This is a genomic window from Ensifer sp., from assembly GCF_035999185.1.
Classification (GTDB): Bacteria; Pseudomonadota; Alphaproteobacteria; order Rhizobiales; family Rhizobiaceae; genus Ensifer.
Map to the genome: position 1 here is coordinate 1 of NZ_DASYHB010000055.1, position 21767 is coordinate 21767.

The 21767-nt window shown below is 62.5% G+C and carries 19 protein-coding genes and 1 tRNA gene; 11 read left to right on the top strand and 9 right to left on the bottom strand.

Annotated features, from left to right (window positions below; translation table 11 throughout):
• Positions 1-31: 31 nt before the first annotated feature.
• From VGO04_RS05630 to VGO04_RS05645, 4 genes are all read left to right on the top strand, one after another.
• Positions 32-1495 carry an MFS transporter gene (locus VGO04_RS05630; RefSeq protein WP_327494980.1) on the top strand — a complete coding sequence of 488 codons (1464 nt, stop codon included), beginning with the start codon at positions 32-34 and terminating at the stop codon, positions 1493-1495.
• The gene (locus tag VGO04_RS05635; protein ID WP_327494981.1) at positions 1492-2151 is read left to right on the top strand and encodes an aspartate/glutamate racemase family protein; all 660 of its coding nucleotides are present in this window, start codon (positions 1492-1494) and stop codon (positions 2149-2151) included. The genes VGO04_RS05630 and VGO04_RS05635 overlap by 4 nt, the downstream gene beginning before the upstream one ends.
• Positions 2152-2387: 236 nt before the next feature.
• On the top strand, positions 2388-2978 hold the full coding sequence (locus VGO04_RS05640) for an ankyrin repeat domain-containing protein (protein WP_327494982.1): 591 nt from the start codon (positions 2388-2390) through the stop codon (positions 2976-2978).
• Between the two features lie 28 nt (positions 2979-3006).
• Positions 3007-3510 carry a YHS domain-containing (seleno)protein gene (locus VGO04_RS05645; protein WP_327494983.1) on the top strand — a complete coding sequence of 168 codons (504 nt, stop codon included), beginning with the start codon at positions 3007-3009 and terminating at the stop codon, positions 3508-3510.
• A 28-nt stretch (positions 3511-3538) separates the two neighbouring features.
• On the opposite strand, the gene VGO04_RS05650 is transcribed toward VGO04_RS05645, so the two are convergent.
• Positions 3539-5758 carry an adenylate/guanylate cyclase domain-containing protein gene (locus tag VGO04_RS05650; RefSeq protein ID WP_327494984.1) on the bottom strand — a complete coding sequence of 740 codons (2220 nt, stop codon included), beginning with the start codon at positions 5756-5758 and terminating at the stop codon, positions 3539-3541.
• A gap of 173 nt (positions 5759-5931) precedes the next feature.
• Here VGO04_RS05650 and VGO04_RS05655 point away from each other — a divergent pair, with 173 nt between their 5' ends.
• From VGO04_RS05655 to VGO04_RS05665, 3 genes are read left to right on the top strand one after another with little or no spacing between them, the layout of a single operon-like run.
• Entirely contained in the window at positions 5932-7350 is a 1419-nt protein-coding gene (locus VGO04_RS05655) for a DUF1254 domain-containing protein (protein ID WP_327494985.1), read from the top strand.
• A 16-nt stretch (positions 7351-7366) separates the two neighbouring features.
• Positions 7367-8392: a DUF1254 domain-containing protein gene (locus VGO04_RS05660; protein ID WP_327494986.1), complete on the top strand. Its 1026-nt coding sequence runs from the start codon at positions 7367-7369 to the stop codon at positions 8390-8392.
• 40 nt (positions 8393-8432) lie between these two features.
• Positions 8433-9248, top strand: coding sequence for an alpha/beta hydrolase (locus VGO04_RS05665; RefSeq protein ID WP_327494987.1), 816 nt, complete (start codon positions 8433-8435; stop codon positions 9246-9248).
• Positions 9249-9287: 39 nt separating this feature from the next.
• Here VGO04_RS05665 and metH read toward each other — a convergent pair whose 3' ends face one another.
• The 4 genes from metH to VGO04_RS05685 all read right to left on the bottom strand — a co-directional run bounded on the left by metH (position 9288) and on the right by VGO04_RS05685 (position 15783).
• The gene (metH, locus tag VGO04_RS05670) at positions 9288-13058 is read right to left on the bottom strand and encodes a methionine synthase (RefSeq protein WP_327494988.1); all 3771 of its coding nucleotides are present in this window, start codon (positions 13056-13058) and stop codon (positions 9288-9290) included.
• 165 nt (positions 13059-13223) lie between these two features.
• Positions 13224-14384, bottom strand: a complete 1161-nt coding sequence (locus tag VGO04_RS05675; RefSeq protein WP_327494989.1) for an AGE family epimerase/isomerase — start codon at positions 14382-14384, stop codon at positions 13224-13226.
• A gap of 3 nt (positions 14385-14387) precedes the next feature.
• Entirely contained in the window at positions 14388-14882 is a 495-nt protein-coding gene (locus VGO04_RS05680) for a heme-degrading domain-containing protein (RefSeq protein WP_327494990.1), read from the bottom strand.
• A 4-nt stretch (positions 14883-14886) separates the two neighbouring features.
• Positions 14887-15783 carry an ROK family protein gene (locus tag VGO04_RS05685; protein WP_327494991.1) on the bottom strand — a complete coding sequence of 299 codons (897 nt, stop codon included), beginning with the start codon at positions 15781-15783 and terminating at the stop codon, positions 14887-14889.
• A gap of 251 nt (positions 15784-16034) precedes the next feature.
• Between VGO04_RS05685 and VGO04_RS05690 the strand changes: the two genes are divergently transcribed.
• Positions 16035-16111, top strand: a tRNA-Arg gene (locus VGO04_RS05690).
• A 54-nt stretch (positions 16112-16165) separates the two neighbouring features.
• Positions 16166-16702: a GNAT family N-acetyltransferase gene (locus VGO04_RS05695; protein WP_327494992.1), complete on the top strand. Its 537-nt coding sequence runs from the start codon at positions 16166-16168 to the stop codon at positions 16700-16702.
• Position 16703: 1 nt separating this feature from the next.
• Here VGO04_RS05695 and VGO04_RS05700 read toward each other — a convergent pair whose 3' ends face one another.
• Entirely contained in the window at positions 16704-17606 is a 903-nt protein-coding gene (locus VGO04_RS05700; protein ID WP_327494993.1) for a LysR family transcriptional regulator, read from the bottom strand.
• A gap of 112 nt (positions 17607-17718) precedes the next feature.
• On the opposite strand from VGO04_RS05700, the gene VGO04_RS05705 reads away from it, so the two are divergent.
• Positions 17719-18441: an SDR family oxidoreductase gene (locus VGO04_RS05705; protein WP_327494994.1), complete on the top strand. Its 723-nt coding sequence runs from the start codon at positions 17719-17721 to the stop codon at positions 18439-18441.
• 630 nt (positions 18442-19071) lie between these two features.
• Here VGO04_RS05705 and VGO04_RS05710 read toward each other — a convergent pair.
• The 3 genes from VGO04_RS05710 to VGO04_RS05720 all read right to left on the bottom strand — a co-directional run bounded on the left by VGO04_RS05710 (position 19072) and on the right by VGO04_RS05720 (position 20610).
• Positions 19072-19440 (bottom strand): VOC family protein, encoded by a 369-nt coding sequence (locus VGO04_RS05710; RefSeq protein ID WP_327494995.1) that lies wholly within the window; start codon positions 19438-19440, stop codon positions 19072-19074.
• 132 nt (positions 19441-19572) lie between these two features.
• A complete protein-coding gene (locus VGO04_RS05715) occupies positions 19573-19734 on the bottom strand; it encodes a Thivi_2564 family membrane protein (protein WP_089044368.1) in 162 nt (53 codons plus the stop codon).
• Positions 19735-19887: 153 nt separating this feature from the next.
• Positions 19888-20610 carry an META domain-containing protein gene (locus VGO04_RS05720; RefSeq protein WP_327494996.1) on the bottom strand — a complete coding sequence of 241 codons (723 nt, stop codon included), beginning with the start codon at positions 20608-20610 and terminating at the stop codon, positions 19888-19890.
• Between the two features lie 218 nt (positions 20611-20828).
• Between VGO04_RS05720 and dxr the strand changes: the two genes are divergently transcribed.
• The coding region (gene dxr, locus VGO04_RS05725) for a 1-deoxy-D-xylulose-5-phosphate reductoisomerase (RefSeq protein WP_327494997.1) at positions 20829-21767 on the top strand (939 nt) is incomplete at its 3' end.

The following is a 21767-nucleotide window of genomic DNA, read 5'->3' on the forward strand; positions in this document are numbered from 1 at the left end:
CACGTTGTTAAGCCATAAAGGGGAACGAACCATGGCAGCGGAAAATATGGTGCCTTCCGGCAGGTCATCGCCGGTCATCAGACAGTTGGAATCAGCCTTCACCAAGATCGGCGTCACCGGCGCCCACAAGCAGATCCTCGCTCTCGTGCTCATCGGCTGCCTGTTCGAGAGCTTTGAGCAGAACACCATCGGCGTCGCGGGCCCGATCCTGAAAGAACATTGGGGCCTCACCGGCACCGACATCGGCTTCCTCAATACCATCACCTTCGGCAGTGCGGCGATCGGCCGTCTGCTCTCCGGCATCCTTGGCGACCGCTACGGCCGGCGCGTGATGCTGACCATCAACCTTCTGCTCTTCACCATCGGCTCGGCTGCCTGCGCCATGGCGCCGAACTTCGCCACCCTCTGCTTTGCCCGCGCCATCGTCGGCTTCGGCGTCGGCGGCGAGATCTCGACCGCCGTGACGATGCTCTCGGAATTCTGCTCGCCAAAATTCCGCGGCACGGCGGCCGGCCTCGTCAATGTCGGCGCCGGCGGCTTCGGCAATTTCCTTGCGCCCGCCTTCGGCCTGATGATCTTTACCCTCTTTCCGGGTGAAAACAGCTGGCGCTGGCTCTTTGCGGCCCTCGCGCTACCGGCCCTGCTCGTCGTCTTCTATCGCCGCTTCGTGCCGGAAACGCCGCGTTTCCTTGCCTCGCAAGGCAAGATCGACGAAGCCAACAAGGTGCTTTCGATCCTTGCTTCCGGATCGCTTCGCCCGCGCAACCTCAAGGTCCAGGAATATCTGACCAAGGACCACCTGAAGGACGAGGAGCCGGCCAAGAGCGACTGGAAGGAACTCTTCCGCGCGCCCTATCTCGGCCGCACCATCCCCGTCGCCATCGCCATCCTGATGAGCTACGGCGCCCAGCTTTCCGTACTGACGCTGATGCCGATCATCTTCGTGTCCATGGGCTATACGCTGCAGGGCAGCCTGCTCTACAGCATGATCATCCAGAGCGGCAGCGTGCTCGGCGCCATCGCCGCCTCGATGTTCGGTTACTACTTCCCGCGAAAGAAGGTGCTGACGCTGGGTGCCGTCTTCGCCTGCCTTGCGGCCGTCTCGATCGCCTATCTCGGCACCAACATCTATCTGGTGCTGATGTTCGGCGCGATCTTCCAGTTCTTCGTGCTCTTGCTCAACACCTCGATCTGGATCTATGCGCCCGAACTCTTCCCGACCCGCATCCGCGCCTTCGGCGTGGCGCTGATCCTTGCAACCGGTTCGGCTGCGGGTTCCTTCGTCCCCACCATCGCTGGCGCCCTCTTTGACGTTTACGGCATGGTCGGTGTCTTCGGTCTCGCCGCCGGCATGTATGCGGTCTTTGCCTTCTGCATCCAGCTCGGGCCCGAGACCTACGGCATGTCGATGGAAGACCTCACCCAGCCGGCCGATGCGGACCTCGCAAAGGCTGAAACCTCTGAAATCAAAGTCGGCGTGGAACTGAGAACGTGAGCGCACATATCCTTCTGATCAACCCGAACAGTTCGCGTGCCACCAGCGACATGATGGTCGCCATCGCACGCCGGGCTGCATCAGGACGCATGGCCGTGGCAGTTGCCACGGCCATGCGGAACCCGCCGATGATCGTCACACCGGAGCAACTGACCCATGCCGCTGCCGAGGTCGTCGAAATCGGTGAAAAGCACGAGGCTGGATGCCTCGGTATTGTCGTCAGTGCCTTCGGCGACCCCGGCCTTGCCGCCCTCAAGCATCGCCTCGATATTCCGGTTATCGGCATCTGCGAAGCCTCGATGATCGAGGCCTCGCAGGGTGGCCGCAAGTTCGGCGTCGCCACCACGACGCCGGAACTGATCCAGGCGATCGACGATCGTGCCCGCGACCTCGGCGTCTGGCCGCAATACACCGGCATCCGCTGCACGCCGGGCGATCCGCTTGCGCTCTCCGCGCACCCGGATCGCCTGCTCTCCGCGCTCGGTGAGGCAGTTCGCCAGTGTATCGAAGACGATGGCGCCGAGGCCGTCATCATCGGCGGCGGCCCGCTCGGCCAGGCCGCCGACGACCTGCAGCCAATGTTCTCGACGCCGATCATCGCGCCCATCCCGAGCGCCATCGGACGCATGCTCAACCTGACGCGGGTTGCCGCCTGAGCGGCACCCGCAAACCCCTGATCGCCCGAAAGGAGTATGGATCGGGCAACGGTAAAGCCTGTTTCCACTCGCCGCCCTGTGGTATTTTCGCTCCTTCTGCTGCGTGTTGCCTGCATCGTAGCCGATCCAGGCGCAAAGACGTGCAGCAGTTCAAAGTCCTGCAGTGACCTTGACGCGTCCGATCAGACACGCAGCACTGTAGTGGGCGAGACCGAAGCTGGGGCGGAGGTTACGCGATGAAATCTCTCTTTGCATCGCTGGCCGCGGTGGCGTTCTTTACCGCGACAGCCATGGCTGGCCCTTTGCACGACGCAGCACGGGACGGCGATACGGAACGCGTCAAGCAGTTGCTCGATCAGGGAACCGACATCACCGAGCCCGACACGGCCGGCGAGCCGGCCCTGCTGATCGCGGCTCTCAAAGGACGCACCGAGGTCGTTGCACTCCTGATCGAGCGCGGCGCCGACGTCGAGATCCGCAACAAGGGTGGCCTGACGGCACTGCACGCCGCCGCCTATGGCGGCGATCTCGAAACAGTCAAATTGCTCGTCGCCAAGGGCGCGGCGGTCAACGACACCGCCAACTTCTACAAGATGTCGCCGCTGCATGCGGCCGCCGAAGAGGGCCACGCCGAGGTGGTGGCCTTCCTGCTTGCCAACAAGGCCGACATCGAAGCCAAGGAACGAAACGGCTACACGCCGCTCACCCAGGCGGGGTGGCGATCCTATTGGCCAACGGCCGAGCTTCTGCTGAAAGCCGGTGCCACCTGCCAGAAGGCCGATCTCGTCGGCGAATGGCTCTATGGCGAATGCACGAAACGACAATAGAACCAGATCCGGAAACGGAGGAAATGGCATGTCTCGATACTCCATACCCCTTGCGATCGCGGCGACAGCGACGCTGTTGGCGTCCGCGGGCCCGTCGCTGGCCGAAGAGCCCGTCAACACCGGCTACTTCGGCGACGTGGCGATCAAGGGATACGACCCCGTCGCCTACTTCACCGAAAACAAGGCTGTCGAAGGATCGCCCGAATTCAGCTACCGCTGGCTTGGCGCCACTTGGCAGTTCGCAAACGCCGAGCACCGCGACCAGTTCATGAAAGAACCGACCCGCTATGCGCCGCAATATGGCGGCTACTGCGCCGATGGCGTCTCCTTCGGCACCGTGACGACCAACATCGATCCGAAGGCATGGCGCATCATCGAGAACAAGCTGTACCTCAGCTACGATCCGGGTGCCGCCGACGGTCTCGTCAAGAACCCGAACAAGGTGGTCGATTCGCGCAAGCACTGGTCCGAGGTCGAGCAGACGCTGCTCACCGAGAAGGCGAACATCAACTGGACGAGGCCTTCGCGCTGAGGCGGCCGCCCGCGCACAGCCATAGCGTTCACCGCTCGATCGAGAAGAATTTTAGAGCCTGCGGCGTGACACTGATGTAGTCCGCCGTGCGCTCGCCCTTGGCCGTGTTGCGGTAGACATAACCGCAGACCATGCGGTCGAGAAAATATCCGTCATATTTCTCGCAGAGCTGGTTGCCCTTCACTTCGATGCGGCCGGTGATGTTGGTGTTGCTGGTGCGATAGGCCGTGTTGCCGTCCTTGTCGAAGAACTGGGCGAAGCTCGTGCCGTTCTTGTGCACGCCGGTCCAGGTCTTGTCGCTGGTCAGTTGCTTGAGCTCCTCGGGGCCGAGCCGGTCGCTGGCGGCACCGACGAAACCGAAGGGCCATTCCGGTATTCCCGCGACGCGAAGCCCGAAGAGATGGCGATAGAGGTCCTCCTCGCGCCAGTAGTCGTAGAGGTAGCCGTAGTAGCTGAGGTTCGTGTCCGGGAAGAGCTTCAGCAGTTCCGCAGCTTCCGCTGCAGCACTTTGCTGGTCGCCCCGCTGGGCATAGGCGGACGCCAGATATTCGCGCACCGCCTCCGACTTCGGCAGCGACGCACCGGCCGTCTCGATCAAAGGGATTGCCTTTTCGAGGCGGCGCGCCGTGTAATAGACGATGCCGGCCAAAAGCTGCAGGCTGGACGATGGCGACGGATCGAGCCTCAACGCCCGGTCGATATCGTCGATCGCCTGCTCATTCTCGCCGGTCTGGGCAAGCACCAGCGCCAGGTTGGCCAGCGCCTCGGCATCGTTCGGTTGCGCAGAGACTGCCCTTAGCGCCGACTCTTTCGCTTCAAGCGCCCTCCCGTCAACGAGCTGCAGCAGCGCCAGCACCGTGTGGGCGCGGGCATTGTTGGCGTCGAGCTTCAGCGCCTGTCCCGCCGCGTCATAGGCGATCTTGCGGGCCACGGCCGCCGACCAGAGATAATTGTAGTCGTTGCGCCAGACGTCGACAGCGACGCGGGCGATGCCGGCATGGGCATCGGCGAAGTCAGGATCGAGGTCGATCGCCCGCTGGTAGAAGGAAAGCGTCTGGCGATAGGTGTCGACATCGCGCCAGATGAGGCCCTGCTGCTCGGCCCGCATGTAGTTGTCATAGGCCTCGAGATTGTCCGTGGGGATGCGCGCCAGCTGGTCGCGCTCGCCCTGGCTGAGTTTTACTTCGAGCGCGGCAATGATCTTGCTGATGACGTCGTCCTGAACCGCGAAGAGATCGGCATACTGTCGATCGTAGCGTTCCGCCCAGAGCGATAGGCCGCTCACCGCATCGATGAGCTTGACGTTGATGCGCAGCCGCTGATCGGCGCGCTGCAGGGTGCCTTCGAGCACGTAGTGCACGCCGAGTTCGGCGGCCACGTCCTGGATCTTGTTGGCGCTGCCTTTCAAGGCAAAGACCGAGTGCCGGGCGATGACGAAGAGGCCGGAGACTTTCGACAGTTCGGTGATGAGATCGTCGGTGAGCCCTTCGGCCAGATGGTCGTGATCGCTGTCGCCGCTGACATTGATGAAGGGCAGGACGGCGACGGACGGCTGGTCGGGCAGCGGATAGGCGAAACGCTCAGCCGGCCCCTCCTGGCCGATCCACGTCCAAGGCTGCCACCAGGCGAGCACGGCAGAAAGGGTGAGCGCGGCAACGCCAACGGCCAACCCCCTTACCCAGGCAGCGCGCCGCGGCTTCTTTTCGACCGTGGTCTTGCCCGCCGCCTCCGGGTTGAGAAGCACGCGATAGACCCGGATCGGGTCGGCCAGCCCCTTGACGGCCTGCCGCCCGAGCGAAACGAAACCAACCTTCAGCTTGGAACTGACCTGGTCATAGGCGGTGCCCGAGATGGCAATCCCGCCCGGATCGGCGAGCCCCTGCACCCGATCGGCAATGTTGACGCCATCACCGTGGATATCGTCGCCCTCGACGATGATGTCGCCGAGATTGATGCCGATGCGAAAATCCAGCCTCTCGCCGTTTGGCGCCTTTTCGGCTTCCGCCTCCGCCTTGCGCCTCTGGATTTCGACCGCGCATTGCGTCGCGTCGACGACACTGCGGAATTCGACCAGCAGGCCGTCGCCCATCGTCTTTACCAGACGTCCGTGATGCTCGAGAAACAGCGGCTCTAGAATGCTCGCTAGATCGGCCTGGAATCGGAGACGCGTGCCTTCCTCGTCCAGCCGGCTCAAGCGGCTGTAACCGACGACATCCGCGATCAGGACGGCAGCGAGACGGCGCTCCATCGACGAACTCTCAACGTACGATGTACTCCAGCCATGATGTTACCGCAGCTTGGCGGGCCGCGCCATCTGCGGGCGCGCGGGCAATGCGACGGCCTTGGCGCCGTAACCGTTACGTACTTGCGATTCCTCGTCGAACTGGCACGATTTGGGCTCCAGCCTTAAGGGAACCTGCGATGCTCAAGCGACGGTCACTTCTGATGCTCGGCGCACTTGCGACGGCTCTACCCGCACTCAAGGTGACGAGGGCAGGTGCTGCCGACACCGGCCTGTCGACGGATGAGGCCCGCGCCATCGCCAAGGAGGCCTACACATACGGCTTCCCCCTGGTCGACAATTACCGCATCCAGCATTCCTACTTCGTCGATCGCGGCAATCCCGAGTTCAAGAGCGGTTGGAACATCCTCAACAACACCGCGCGGGTCTACACACCTGACGACAAGGCGATCCAGACGCCGAATTCAGACACGCCCTACTCGTTCCTCGGCGCTGATCTGCGCGCCGAACCCTTGGTCCTGGCGGTGCCGGCGATCGAGAAGGAGCGCTACTACTCGCTCCAGTTCATCGACATGTACACGTTCAACTTCGCCTATGTCGGCAACCGCTCCACCGGCAGCGAGGCTGGCCGTTTCCTGCTCGCAGGACCAAACTGGAAAGGCGAAACTCCGCCGGGCATCAAGGCGGTCATCCGCTCGGAAACCGAATTCGCCTTCGTGCTTTACCGCACGCAGCTCTTCAATCCCGCCGACATCGAGAACGTCAAGAAGGTCCAGGCCGGCTACACGGTCGAGCCGCTCTCGAGCTTTCTCGGCCAGGCGGCACCCGCAGCGGCACCGGCCGTCGATTTTGCCAAGCCGCTGAGCGCGGCAGATGAGAAGACCTCGCCGGAGTTCTTCAAGATCCTCAACTTCGTCCTCGGCTTCTGCCCGACGAACCCGTCGGAAACGGACCTGATGGAGCGCTTCGCCAAGATCAATGTCGGTGGCGGCAAGAGCTTCGATTTCGAGACCTTCCCCAAGGAGATGCAGCAGGCGATCGAGGGCGGCATCGCCGACGCCTGGGCCGCCTTCAAGGAGTTCAAGGAAACCGAACTCGATACCGGAAAACGAACGAGCGCCGACAGCTTCGGCACACGCGAGTATCTGAACGGGCGCTATCTCGACCGCATGTCCGGCGCCGTGCTCGGCATTTACGGAAACTCCAAGGACGAGGCAATCTATCCCGCCTACTTCACCAGCGACGACAAGAAGCCGCTTTCGGGCGAGAACCGCTACACGTTGCGCTTCGAACCGGGGCAACTGCCGCCGGTCAACGCCTTCTGGTCGCTGACGCTCTACCAGCTGCCGGCAAGCCTGCTCTACGCCAATCCGCTCAACCGGTACCTCATCAACTCGCCGATGCTCGCCGATCTGAAGAAGGATGCCGACGGCGGTGTTACGCTCTACGTTCAGAACGAAAGCCCGGGCGCAGACAAGGAGGCCAACTGGCTGCCAGCGCCCACCGGCCCATTTTTCATGGCGATGCGCCTCTATTGGCCGAAAGCCGACGCGCTCGACGGCAAATGGAAAGCGCCAGCCCTGCACCACGTCAATTGATCGCCGAGGACCCGACATGACCACATTGCGTATTACTGTTGCTCTCAGTGCAGCGCTCGTTGGCTTCAGCCCGCTGACGGCGGCCGCCGCCGACCCCGTGACCGTCGGCATCGACAACTTCGTTCGCGCCGAGAGCGACATGTATGCGGCCAGCATGGTCAAGGACGGCGCCTTCGGCAAGTTCCTGCACCGGCGCGAACCCGCCTCGATCGACAACCAGACCGTCATCCGCCTCAACCGCGACACGCTCTATTCGTCGGCCGTGTTCGACCTCGACGCCGGACCGGTCACGATCACCCTGCCGGACGCCGGAAAGCGCTTCATGTCGATGCAGGTGATCAATGAGGATCATTACGTGCCCGAAGTCGTCTACGGCGCCGGCGAGACGACCCTGACCAAGGAAAAGGTCGGCACGCGCTACGTCGTCGTCGGCATCCGCACCCTCGTCGATCCCGCCGACGAAAAGGATATCGCCGAGGTGCATGCCCTTCAGGACGCGATCAAGGTCAGCCAGAAGACTGAAGGCAAGTTCGAGGTTCCCGCCTGGGATCCGGCCAGCCAGAAGAAAGTGCGCGAGGCGCTGCTCGTGCTCGGCTCCACCATCCCGGACTTCAAGAAGGCCTTCGGCACCAAGGACGAAGTCGATCCGATCCGCCACCTGATCGGCACCGCGACCGGCTGGGGCGGCAATCCCGACAAGGACGCGACCTATCTCAACGTCACGCCCGCCAAGAACGACGGCAAGACGATCTACAGGCTCGACGTCAAGGACGTCCCGGTCGATGCCTTCTGGTCGGTCAGCGTCTATGATGCGCAAGGCTTCTACGAAAAGAACGCCTACGACGCCTATGCCATCAACAACATCACAGCGAAAAAGGCGGATGACGGCAGCGTCGCGATCCAGTTCGGTGGCTGCGATGGCAAGATCGCCAACTGCCTGCCGGTGGTCGACGGCTGGAACTACACGGTACGGCTCTACCGGCCACGCAAGGAAATCCTCGATGGCTCCTGGCACTTTCCCGAGCCGCAACCGGTGAACTAGATTTTTCCGGGATCGCGACCAGGCACGGGAGGCCGCGTGCATGGAGAATGAGGACGACGACCTTGCTGCGTTCGCCGAACATGGTGCAACGCCCCTGCCCGCCTCAACGCTCGAAGGCCACGTCGAGCATAACGGCGCGCGCATCTGGTACGCGACCCATGGATCGGGCAAGCCGGTCATCCTGTTGCATGGCGGCCTCGGTCACAGCGGCAATTGGGGTTTTCAGGTCCCGGTACTGCATCGGGCTGGTTATCGCGTCATCCTGATCGACAGCCGCGGCCATGGCCGCAGCACCCGCGACAGCAAACCCTACACTTACGAACTCATGGCGTCGGACGTGCGCGCCGTCATGGACAGGCTCGAACTTCAAAAGGCGGCCATAGCCGGCTGGAGCGACGGCGCCTGTATCGCACTCGTTCTCGCCTCGATGGCGCCGGAGCGCGTCAGTGGCGTCTTCTTCTTCGCCTGCAACATGGATCCGAGTGGAACGAAGGAGATCGAACCGAGCCCGGTGCTCGACCGCTGCTTCAGGCGGCATTCGAGCGATTACAGGGAGCTATCGGCAACGCCTGACGCGTTTGGCGCCTTCGTCGATGCCGTCAGCGAGATGCAGAAGACCGAGCCGAACTACACCGCCGACGATCTCGGCAAGATCCGCGTGCCGGTCGTGATCGTGCAAAGCGAACACGATGAATTCATCAGGCGCGAACACGCGGACTACCTCGCCCGCAGTATTCCGGGCGCCGCGTTCATCCTGCTTGACGACGTCAGCCACTTCGCGCCGCTACAGCGGCCGGACCGCTTCAATGCCGCTCTCGCGGCGTTCCTTGCCGCACTCGATGATGAGCCCGAATGACGAGCCTGGATCGGCCCGTCATCATTCCATCCCGCAGCGTTACTCAGCCGCCTCGGTCTCCGGCATCGGCACATAGTTGAGGATCGGCGACAGCCAGCGCTCGACCTCGCGCACCGGCATGCGTTTGCGCTCCGCATAATCCTCGACCTGGTCGCGCTCGACCTTGGCGACGCCGAAGTAATAGGCCTCGGGGTGGCCGATGTAGAGACCTGATACCGACGAGCCTGGCCACATTGCATAGCTCTCGGTCAGGCTGACGCCGATCGCGGCATCCGCATCGAGCAGCCGGAACAGCGTCGCTTTTTCCGTATGGTCGGGTTGAGCCGGATAACCAGGCGCCGGGCGGATGCCGGCATAGGGCTCGCCGATCAGCTCCACGGGCGTGTAGGTCTCGTCGGCTGCATAACCCCAGAGCTCGGTGCGCACATACTCATGCATGCGCTCGGCGAAGGCTTCGGCGAAACGGTCGGCCAGCGCCTTGACCAGGATCGACGAATAGTCGTCGTTGGCGCGCTCGAAGCGCTCGGCGATCGCCACTTCCTCGATGCCGGCCGTGACAACGAAGCCACCGACATAATCGTTCGAGCCGCTATCGACGGGGGCGACGAAGTCGGAAAGCGCCACGTTCGCACGGCCGTCGCGCTTCGACAGCTGTTGGCGTAGCGTGAAGAAGGTCGCAAGCTCGGACGCCCGGTCTTCGCCGGCAAAGAGCCGGATGTCGTCGCCGACGGTGCCCGCTGGCCAGAAGCCGACAACGGCCTTCGGCGCGAACCACTTCTCCTCGATGATCTTCGCAAGCATCGCCTGGGCATCATCGAACAGCTGGCGGGCAGCAGCCCCTTGCGCCTCGTCTTCGAGGATCTTCGGATAGACGCCCTTCAGCTCCCAGGTCTGGAAGAACGGTGTCCAGTCGATGTAACGGGCGAGCTCCGCCAGATCCCAGCTTTCAAAGACGCGCGTGCCGACGAAGGACGGCGCCTTGACCTGATAGGTGCTCCAGTCGATCCGGTGCTGGTTGGCGCGGGCCTGCGACAACGGCAGACGGCGCTTTTCCGCCTCGTTGCGGGCATGGGCGTCAGCGACCTTGCGGTACTCCGCCCGGACCGTCTCCATGTAGCTGTCGCGCACTTCCGGCGACAACAGGCTCGAGACGACGCCGACCGCGCGGCTGGCGTCGGTGACATAGACCGTCTGGCCGCGATCATAGCGCGGATTGATTTTCACCGCCGTGTGCACGCGGCTGGTGGTCGCACCACCGATCAAAAGCGGCACATCGAAGCCTTCGCGCTCGAGCTCGGAGGCGACATGCACCATCTCGTCGAGCGACGGGGTGATCAGGCCCGACAGGCCGATGATATCAACCTTCTGCTCACGCGCCACGTCGAGGATTTTTGCCGAGGGCACCATGACGCCGAGATCGATGATTTCGTAATTGTTGCAGGCAAGCACGACGCCGACGATGTTCTTGCCGATATCGTGCACGTCGCCCTTGACCGTCGCCATCAGGATCTTGCCGGCGCTCTGGCGTGCCTCGCCGCCATTGGCGAGCTTCTCCGCCTCCATGTGCGGCAGGAGCACGGCAACCGCCTGCTTCATCACACGTGCGGATTTGACCACCTGCGGCAGGAACATCTTGCCCGAGCCGAAGAGGTCGCCGACAACGTTCATGCCCGCCATCAACGGCCCTTCGATGACGTGCAGCGGTCGGGCGACGCCAAGGCGCGCCTCCTCCGTATCAGCCTCGATATACTCGGTGATGCCGTTGACCAGCGCATGTTCCAGGCGCTTTTCGACCGACCATTCACGCCAGGTAAGATCTTTCTCACGGCCCTGCGCCCCGCCCTGCCCGCGATAGCGCTCGGCGATCTCCAGCATGCGCTCGGTCGAATCGGCGCGGCGGTTGAGCACCACGTCCTCGCAGGCTTCACGCAGGTCGGCATCGATCGCGTCATAGACGGCGAGCTGGCCCGCATTGACGATGCCCATGTCCATGCCCGCCTGAATGGCGTGATAGAGGAACACGGCGTGCATCGCCTCGCGCACCGGCTCGTTGCCGCGGAACGAGAAGGAAAGGTTGGAAACGCCGCCAGACACATGGACATGCGGCAAGGTCGTGATGATCTCGCGCGTCGCCTCGATGAAGTCGACGCCGTAATTGTTGTGCTCTTCGATGCCCGTTGCCACCGCAAAGATGTTCGGGTCGAAGATGATATCCTCGGGCGGGAAGCCCGCCTGTTCCGTCAAAAGCTTGTAGGCGCGGGTGCAGATCTCGACCTTGCGTGCCTGGGTATCGGCCTGGCCAACCTCGTCGAATGCCATGATGACGACGGCGGCGCCATAGGCGCGGCAAAGCTTCGCGTGGTGCAGGAACGCCTCCTCGCCTTCCTTCATCGAGATGGAATTGACCAGCGGCTTGCCCTGAACACATTTCAGGCCGGCCTCGATCACCTCCCACTTCGACGAATCGATCATCACGGGAACGCGGGCGATATCCGGCTCGGAAGCGACGAGGTTCAGGAACTCGATCATCGCCTGCTTCGAATCGATCAGGCCCTCGTCCATGTTGATGTCGATGATCTGCGCGCCGTTCGCCACCTGGTCGCGGGCGACATCAAGGGCTGCCGAATAGTCGCCGGCGGTGATCAGTTTGCGAAACTTGGCCGAACCGGTGACGTTGGTGCGCTCGCCGACATTGACGAAGGGAATGTCCGACGTCAGCGTGAAGGGCTCCAGGCCGGACAACCGCATCAGCGGCTCGATCTTCGGGATCTCGCGCGGCGGATGCTTGGCAACGGCCTTGGCAATCGCGCTGATATGGGCCGGCGTCGAACCACAGCAGCCACCGACGATGTTGAGCAGGCCGTCGCGCGCAAAGGCTTCCACCTGGGCTGCCATCTGCTCCGGCGTCTCGTCATACTGGCCGAACTCGTTCGGCAGTCCAGCATTGGGATAGGCGCAGACGAAAGTGTCGGCAACGCCGGAGAGCTCGTCGATATGGGCGCGCATGGCGTTGGCGCCGAGCGCGCAGTTGAGCCCGATGGTGAAAGGGTCGGCATGGCGCACGGAGTGCCAGAACGCCGTCGGCGTCTGGCCGGACAGCGTGCGGCCCGAAAGGTCGGTGATCGTGCCCGAGATCATCACCGGCAGCTCGATGCCCTTTTCGACGAAGACTTCCTTGGTGGCAAAGATCGCCGCCTTGGCGTTCAGCGTGTCGAAGATCGTCTCGATCAGGATGATGTCGGCGCCGCCGTCGATCAGACCGCGGATCTGCTCGGCATAGGCGATGCGCAGGTCGTCGAAGGTGACGGCGCGATAGCCGGGATTGTTGACGTCGGGAGAGATCGAAGCCGTGCGGTTGGTCGGCCCGAGCGCGCCGGCGACGAAACGGCGGCGACCGTCTGCGGCTTCGGCACGCTTGGCCGCGCGCCGCGCCACCCGTGCGCCGTCGCGGTTGAGATCATAGACCATGTCTTCCATGCCGTAGTCGGCCTGGGCGATACGGGTCGAGGAGAACGTGTTGGTTTCAAGAATATCCGCGCCGGCGATGGCATAGGCGTAATGGATGTCCTCGATCGCCTTCGGCTGGGTCAGCGTCAGAAGATCGTTGTTGCCCTGCTGGTGACAGGCGCAGCCGCCGAACCGGTCGCCACGGAAATGCTGCTCGACGAAGCCGAGCTGCTGGATTTCCGTGCCCATTGCGCCATCCATGATCAGGATGCGTTCGCGCGCGGCCTGGCGCAGCGCCCGCATGATCTCGGAGCCATCCGGTTTTGAGGAAACGTCACCGAAAAGGGCGTCGATGGCGGACATGGGAAATCTCCCGTTCTGAAAACGACAAACAATAAACGAGTCAGTCACATAAAGATATCTTTATGTCAACATATGAACTAATCACATTTCGCCATTGAGCAAAGAAAATGGCCCGCCGCTATTGCGACGGACCCTAGGAAGAACAGCCTGTTATCAAACGGCAAATCAGAGCCGCGCGAGGCAATCCTCAGTCTCATAGATGGCGCAGAGAATATGATAGAAGCTGCTTGCCGGCGCCGCCTCGTCGACGAAGCTGCCATCGGCCTTCTGCTTGTCGCGCCAGAGACCCGCGACCGGCGTATCGAGGAACGTCTGCAGCGCTGCTGCCGCCCGGGCTGCAGAGGCCAGATAGCGTTCGCGCTCGGCGCCGTTGGAAAGCGCTGCAAAGCGGACCGCCGCCTTCAACCATTCGGTCTGCGGCCAGAGCCGGGCGATCGGATCGGCAACCGACAGATCATCCAACAGCGTCATGATCGCGACGTTGCGATCCGCGCAGATGCCGTGCGCCTCGCCGAGGTCGAAGAGCCGCTTCGCCTTGACGATCGCCTCGGCGCTGCCGCGGCGCTCGGCCCAACGCAGAAGGAGCCAGGCCCATTCGAACAGATGGCCTGGCTCGACGATCCGGCCCTTGTCGCCGGCAAAGGGCGCCCAGTCATGGTCGAAGAACTCGCGCAGCACGCCGCTCTCGGCGTCGATGAAATGGTCCATCGCCAGATGCGCGATCTCGTCGGCCAGATTGGCCCAGGCGATCTGGTCGAAACCGTCCACCATCTCGCTTGCAAGGCACGCCTCGAAGAGGTGCATATGCGGGTTGGAGCAAAGCGGCAGGCGGGGAGGATTGTCCTCTTCGAAGCCGGCGAAGGGATGCTTGACGTGCTCTTCCAGTCGGATGCGCAGATCGTTGCTGCGCTCGATCATTTCGGCTTTGCGCGCAGGCATCACTTCGCCGAGATAGGCAAAGGCAAGAAGCGCGAAGGCCTGGTTGTAGAGGTCGAACGAGCCGTCGAGCAGATTGCCCTCGGCATCGGCGAGCGCGCCATAAAACCCGCTCGGCTGCTTGTAGACCCGATCGAAATAGGCAAGGCCGCCTTCGGACGCACTACGCCAGTCACCCGCCCAGCCGCGGCGTCCGGCTTCGGCAAAACAATAGACCTGCCGCGGCTGCACCCGAGAGCGCCGGTTGGCGCTGGTCGGTTCGCCGGCCATGTCGATGGTCTCGACGAAACCACCGGCGGCGTCGACACCCTTGTCGCGCCAGAGCGGCAGCGCCTCATCGGCGAGCCATTGAGACAGGGCGCGCGATCGCGAAAAAATATCCTCTGCCAACGCTCAGCCCTCTAGCTTCAAGGCATCGTGATCCTTGCCGAGCAGGGACGAGAGCGCCTCGACCACCATGTTGTGGTCTTCGCGCTGCGGCAGGCCCGACACGGTGACCGCACCGATGCAACCCGTACCCTTGACGACGATCGGGAAACTGCCGCCATGGGCTGCGTAGTCGGCATCGGCCAGGCCGAGCTTTGCCTGCAGATTGGTCTGCGCTTTCGCCAGTTCGCGGCCGGTGGCATAGCTGCTCTTGAACAGCCGGAACACGGTGTTGCGCTTGCGGCGCACCCAGTTCGGATTGTCGGGCGTCGCCCCTTCGAGGGCCGCGTAAAACACCTGCATCGAAAACAGCGTGACGTCGATGACGACGCCGAGCTTGCGCTCGGCCGCCATCTTGCGCAGCAGCGAGCCGAGCTCCCAGGCCGTGTCGAGGTCGAAGCGCTCGAACTGCAATTCCTCTTCCTGCCGCGCGATGCGGGCGAGGTCCTTGTCGATGTTCATGCTGTCAGTCCTTCCAGAGCCAGGCTGCTCCGCGCACGCCTGAGCTGTCGCCATGCAGGGCCTTGCGGATGGGGGTCTCGAACGTGTCACCGAAGAGATAATTGACCACCCGCGGAGGCACGTCGTCATAGATCTCGTCGACATTCGACATGCCGCCACCGAGCACGTAAACGTCCGGGTCGACGATGTTGGTGAGCAGCGCCAGGCTGCGTGCGAGCCGGTCGACAAAACGCTTGTAGACGCCTGATGCCACCGGGTCGCCCGCCCGCTTCGCCTCGATGATGTCGCGCCCGCGCTTTTCGACACCTGTCGTCAGGCGATAGTCGAGTTCGACGCCGGTGCCGCAGGCATACATGTCGAGGCAGCCGTGCTTGCCGCACCAGCACTTGTGGCCGGGATACTCGTCCTTCGTCATCCATGGCAGCGGATAATGACCGATTTCGGCGGCAACGCCCTGATAACCGGCATGCACCTTCTTGTTGATCGCAAGGCCGCCGCCATGACCCGTTCCAACGATCACGCCGAACACGGTCTGCGCATCCTTGCCGGCGCCGTCGACCGCTTCGGAGACGGCCAGGCAATTGGCGTCATTGGCAAGCCGCACCGAGCGGCCAAGTGCCGCTTCGAGGTCGCGGCCGAGTGGCTTGCCGTTGATCAGCACGGCGTTGGAGTTGCGCACGATGCCGGTGCGCGGATTGGGACTGCCGGGAATGCCGATGCCGATCGAGCCCTTTTCACCGGCCGTCTGTTCGGCCGCAGCGACAAGGTCGAGAACGGCGCGGATACAGTCGTCATAACCGCTGGTCGGGGTCGCGACACGATGACGGGCGCGCGTCTCGCCATCGCGGCCGAGCGCGATGACTTCCATTTTCGTGCCGCCCCAATCTATTCCGATGAACATAAGTGGATCAGGTCTCTGATGAAGGTCTCACGGGAAGCGCCAGCCTCCTCAAGCGGGCGCCCGCCTTGCTTAGCATTCGAGAGACGTGAAAGACCAGCCCGTTTTGCAATCGATTTAAACCGATGGCGGGCACCCATGCGACAGTTGCTCAGGGCGTTCCCTTCGCCTGCGCCTCACAAGCATTTCCGGCCCGCATCTATGCAAAAACACTTGGCGAAGGGGCTGCGCTTTTGTATGGGTGCTATCCAAGTGGTCCCGTAGCTCAGCAGGATAGAGCACCAGATTCCTAATCTGGGGGTCGCGCGTTCGAATCGCGCCGGGATCACCATTTGCTCAAACCCCTTCAAACCGAACTGGACGTGGCGCATGCCACGATGACCCCGTGGATGACAACAAAGCAGACATCTCCGGCGCAACCACGGTTCGATTGCTGGTGACCTACATGGAGATGCGGGCAAAGCTCGCAGGCCCAGCGCTTCCGCCGCCCATCGCCCATGCAGCTGTCGCGTCCGAGCGGCCGGATGCCGCCACGTTCCTGTCGCTCTACCGCGCCGTCGGCGAACCGTTGCGTTGGGATCAGCGATTGCGCATGCCGGCAATGGAGCTTGACGACTTTCTCAAAAGTCCCTCGACCGGCCTCTACATTCTGCGGTTGGAAGGCCGCGCGGTCGGGCTCTGCGAATTCGACTGTATCGATACGCCGGACGTAGAGCTTACCCATTTCGGCCTGGTGCCTGAGGTGTACGGCCGGAAACTCGGACCCTTTCTTCTCGACAGCGCGTTGCGGGCCGTCTGGGGCCGCGGATCAAACCGCATCTGGCTGCACACCGACGAATGGGACCACCCGAAGGCACAAGACACTTATCGTCGCGCCGGCTTCAATGTCTTCGCACAGAAACTCGAAGAGATCGAAGTCTAATCTAGCGAAGCGATTGCCACGCCGGACCGCGCCAGGATTTGAGCTCCTGAAGAAAGACCTGCAAACGCGACGGCAGAAAGCGACGCGTGGGATAGACCGCGTGCACGCCCACATCGGGCGCCGACCAGCCGGGCAGCACGCGCACGAGCTTGCCGCCCGCAAGCAGGCTGTCGCAGAAGATGGGCGGAAGCCGGCCGATACCATGGCCGCGCTCGGTCATGGCGCTGGCCGACTGGATATCATGAAGCGAGACCGCCCCTGTCACATTGAGACTGATCGATTCGGCGCCGTTGACCAGATGCCATTCGGCTTCATTGTTCCTGGCATTGACCAGGATGCAGCGATGGCCGTGCAGATCAGCGGGCCGTAGCGGAGTGCCGTGCTCATCGAGATATTCGGGAGCAGCCACGAGGAAGTGGGTGCTGCTACCGAGACGCTGCGCGACAAGCGACGAATCACGCAATTCGCCAAACCGGACCGCCACGTCGATGTTTTCCGCAACGAGGTCCAGGAACATGTTGGTGACGAGGAGATCGACCTCGATCTCCGGATATTTCTTAAGGAACGCGGACAGGAAATCGAAGAACGGCGGCTGTCCAAGGGTTACGGGAACCGTGACGCGCAACAACCCCTCGGGCTTCCTTTGCGCCTCGCTCAGCACCCTTTCTGCGTCACGAAGCTGCTTCAGCGGTTCGCTGCACTCGGCATAGTAGGCGCGCCCCTGAACGGTGAGACTGAGCTTTCGCGTCGTCCTCTGGATCAAGGTAACGCCAAGCTGCTCCTCGAGCACCGTCACCTTGCGGCTTACGGTGGAGACGGGCATGCCCAGCGCCCGCGCCGCCCGGCTGAAGCTCTCGAATTGCGCAACGGCGGCGAAGACCGCGATATCGTTCAGGTCGACCATCCTTCGATTTTTGCACTGATGGGAAAGAAATTCCAGATATTTCCATCTAATCGTGCAATCGCGCTGCGGCCATATTGATCTCACGAAAGCAGTCCAACCATGGAGAGATCATATGACCAACAAGGTCGCCATCATCACCGGTGCCTCCCAGGGCATCGGCGCAGGCCTGACAAACGCCTTCCTCGAACAGGGCTACAACGTCGTCGCAACCTCGCGAAACGTCAGCCAGTCCCGCGACATCATCGCTTCGGACCGGCTCGCCCGGGTCGACGGCGACATCGCCGATCCGGAAACGGCGAAACGGGTGGTCGAAACCGCGGTCGACCGGTTCGGCTCGATCGACGCCCTCGTCAACAATGCCGGCATCTTTTTCACCAAACCCTTCGTCGACTACACGGCCGAAGACTATCGCCAGCTCAGCGCCACGAACATCGAAGGCTTTCTGTACATGACCCAGCTGGTCGTCAGGCAGATGCTGGCGCAGAAGCGAGGCGGCAGCATCGTCAGCATCACCACCCCGCTCGCCGATCGCCCGATCGCAGGCATGAACGCCTCGGTCGCCATGCTCACCAAGGGCGGCATCAACGCGATCTCGAAGAACATCGCCATGGAATACGCAAGGGATGGGATTCGGGTCAACATCGTCGCACCCGGCGTGGTCGACACGCCGCTTCACAAGGACAATCCGAAGGATTTCCTCAACACGCTGTCGCCGATGCACAGCATTTCCAGCGTCGACGAGATCGTGGACGCCGTCCTGTTTCTGACGAGGGCGCCGCGCGTAACCGGCGAGGTGCTCAACGTCGACGGCGGCGCGCATTTAGGCAGGTGGTAGAGCGGAAAACTGCGAAATCGAACTCCTGGTCGAAGTCGCGGAATAAAAAAGCGTGTTCGTCATTTGCCTGTCACGAACAGAAGCTATTGAACAGTCATACCTTCTTGACGACCACGGATGAACTGGCGTCGATCGAAGGTGATGAGGAAGGTCGGGTCTGCCCCGGCCTTTTTTGTTTCTGCAACGCTCCGGCCACCTGCGGGGCATCTGGCAGCGCAGCCCGATGCCGACAGCAGTTCTACGATCGCCGCCTCAGCCCTCAGCCAGCTTCCTTGCAGTATCCGCGCGCACGCGATGGCCTGATGGCCCAGGGGTTTTGACGATAGCCTCAAAGACGTCGATCGACGTCTTCCAGAAGGACGGCGAACGGACGTCCCCGTTCTTGAGCAACCCCAAGTGCTCATAGGAGCCGTCAGCGTCCAGGAAAGTGGCTACAACTGCCGTCCAATCGTCGCCTTTCGTCGCGTCTACAGTTTGCGGGTCTCGAATTGAAGATGCAAACGACCACACTAGGTGAAACCTGAAAAAGGAAACAACCTAAAATCATTCCGCTGTTGGCCTGGAGGGTCGGGAGCCTTCAACCGTCGCCTCGGCCCATCCCACGCGATCCACCCGCGAAGCCGGGACGGCTCAGCCATCCGGCCGGCACACGCGCAGCCGATGGCCATCCGGATCGAGCGCGACGAAGGTGCGGCCGAAGACGGCGGTCTTCAATTCCTGCTCGATCCTGATCCCGCGGCCCTGCCATTCCGCGTAGAGCCGCTCCACTTCCTTGTCGTCCTTCACCAGAAAGGCGATTTCCGAGCGATGTCCGGTACCGGACGAGACAAAATCCTTGGCCTGCGTGGACCAGAGACTGAACGTGAGCCCGTTTTCCAGCTCGAATGCGACATAGGACGGAAAGGCGGCAACGGGCTCACGCCCGATCAAACCTGTGTAGAAGCCTGCGCTCGCGATCGGGTCCTCGACATAGAGGAGGATGAGATTTGGTGACAGCATGATCCGGTCTCCTGTTGGGTGACCGGACGCTAAGCGACGCCACTGTCAGTTCCTGTCAGGGTCGACCTCCCAACGAAAAACCGCCGGTCCCTGCGAACCGGCGGCCTTGGCATTGCGCTAGAGGTTTTCGCCTCAGAACACGGCCAGATACTTCAAGAGCGAGATGATGCCGATGATGATGACGATGATCTGGACGATCTGTTTGGCGCGTGCGTCGAGCGGCAGCCGCTGGACGAGATAAAGCACCAGCACAATGACGAGGAAGGTAATCAGAATTCCGATAAGCAGCCCCATGGAACACTCCCATTTTCACACAACAGCGCCGCGATGGCGTCGGGATTGTAACTAGGAGACGAGCGCAAAAGTTCCAATCGGAGCGACAACTTATGTAGCCGGCTCGTCAAAGGCGCGACATCCGGGGTCGCGCCTTCGGGCGCCATCGACGCATCAGGATGCGGGCTTGCAGGCTACTCCCTTGTCCTCGTCGCCCTTCATCGCGTCGAACAGCGTTGCCTCCTCGCCCTTCGTCCACCAGACATACTGCCCGCCGGCATACTTGGCGCCCGAACCCGAAATGACGTTCGACGCGACCACGAAGGCGCCGTCGATGGTGAAGGTCACCAGCGAGACCGGACCGGCGTTGATGTATTCCGCCTCGATCGCTTTGCCGCCGCAGTCGTAACGGACCGTCTGCCGGTCAACGCTGTCGGCGCCAGGGATGCGGATCGTCACGTCGCTGCCTTCGGAACCCGCCGCCATTGAGGCCAGCCTGACGCCGATCCCACCCCCCGCTTTGCCGAGCACAAGCTTCGAGCCGTCGATCGTCCACGTCAGTTCGCTGCGCAGCGCCTCGAGGAATTTTTGCTCCTGGTTCATCACCGCGGGCACGCACATCTTGCGTGTGGACGCTGCAGGACCAAAGGTGATCTTTGAACCCGAGAGGCCGAACGTGCCGGTGAAGTGATTGCACCCCGCCATGCCGCCATAGGTGCCGTCCTCGCGGATCTCCAGCGTCGACTGCAGATTGTCGATCACGCCGCCACCGCCGATGTCTTCGGCAAGCCACGTGCCGACAAGCTGCTTCGGCACGTTCTCGGCCGCAACCGGCTGCATCGCGGCCATCTCGATGGTCACGCAGGCGCAGGAAACGGCAACAACGGTTTTCAGCATCGCGAACTCCTTCGGCTTCGACTCAAAAGCAGATCCGATTCTTAGCCCGCGGACGAGTCGGATTGAAGACCACGCCCTTGTTGCCGGCGGAATTCGCCTGTAGAGCCTAGCGTACAACATAAAAAACTCGGATCGATCTTTAAGAAGATCACGCGGCGGCCCCCGCGATGAAGGTCGCTTTGGGCATTGCCTCCGAAAAGAACAATATGGATATTGGCATGGCATCCCGCGACACTGCGAAGCGCCGACTGACGATCCTCGGCTCGACCGGCTCGATCGGCACCAACACGCTCGACGTCATCGAACGTCTCGGCGGGCGCGAGCGCTTCGACGTCGTCGCCTTGACCGGCAACGGCAACATTCCGCTGCTCGCCGAGCAGGCGGTGAAGGTGGGCGCAGAACTTGCCGTTACCGCCAACGAAAGCCAGTACGAAAACCTGAAGTCTGCCCTTGCCGGCACCGGCATTGCGGTCGCCGCCGGAAAGAGCGGCCTGATCGAGGCAGCCGAACGCGACGCCGGCTGGGTGATGGCGGCCATCGTCGGCAATGCAGGCCTCGCGCCGACACTTGCGGCTGCGCGCCGTGGGGCCGACATCGCCCTTGCCAACAAGGAATGCCTGGTTTCCGCCGGCAGCCTGTTCATCGATGCGGTAAAGACCGGCGGCGGCCGACTGCTGCCTGTCGACAGCGAGCACAACGCCATCTTCCAGGTGCTGGAAGAGCACCAGCGCCATGCGGTCGAGCGCATCATCCTGACGGCTTCGGGTGGCCCTTTCCGCACCAAGTCGCTCGAGGAGATGCGGCACGTGACCGCGGACGTGGCGCGCGCGCATCCCAACTGGTCGATGGGCCTGAAAATCTCGATCGACAGCGCCTCGATGTTCAACAAGGCCTTGGAGATGATCGAGGCGAAACACCTGTTCGCACTTGAACCCGAACAGGTCGAGGTGATCGTGCATCCGCAGTCGGTGATCCACTCGATGGTTGGCTATACCGACGGCTCGGTGCTGGCCCAGCTCGGCTGCCCGGACATGCGCACGGCCATCGGTTATGCGCTCGCCTATCCGAGCCGCTGCAACCTGCCGATCGAGCGGCTCGATTTCGCCAAGCTGTCGCGGCTCGATTTCGAGGCGCCGGACGAAGTGCGTTTTCCGGCG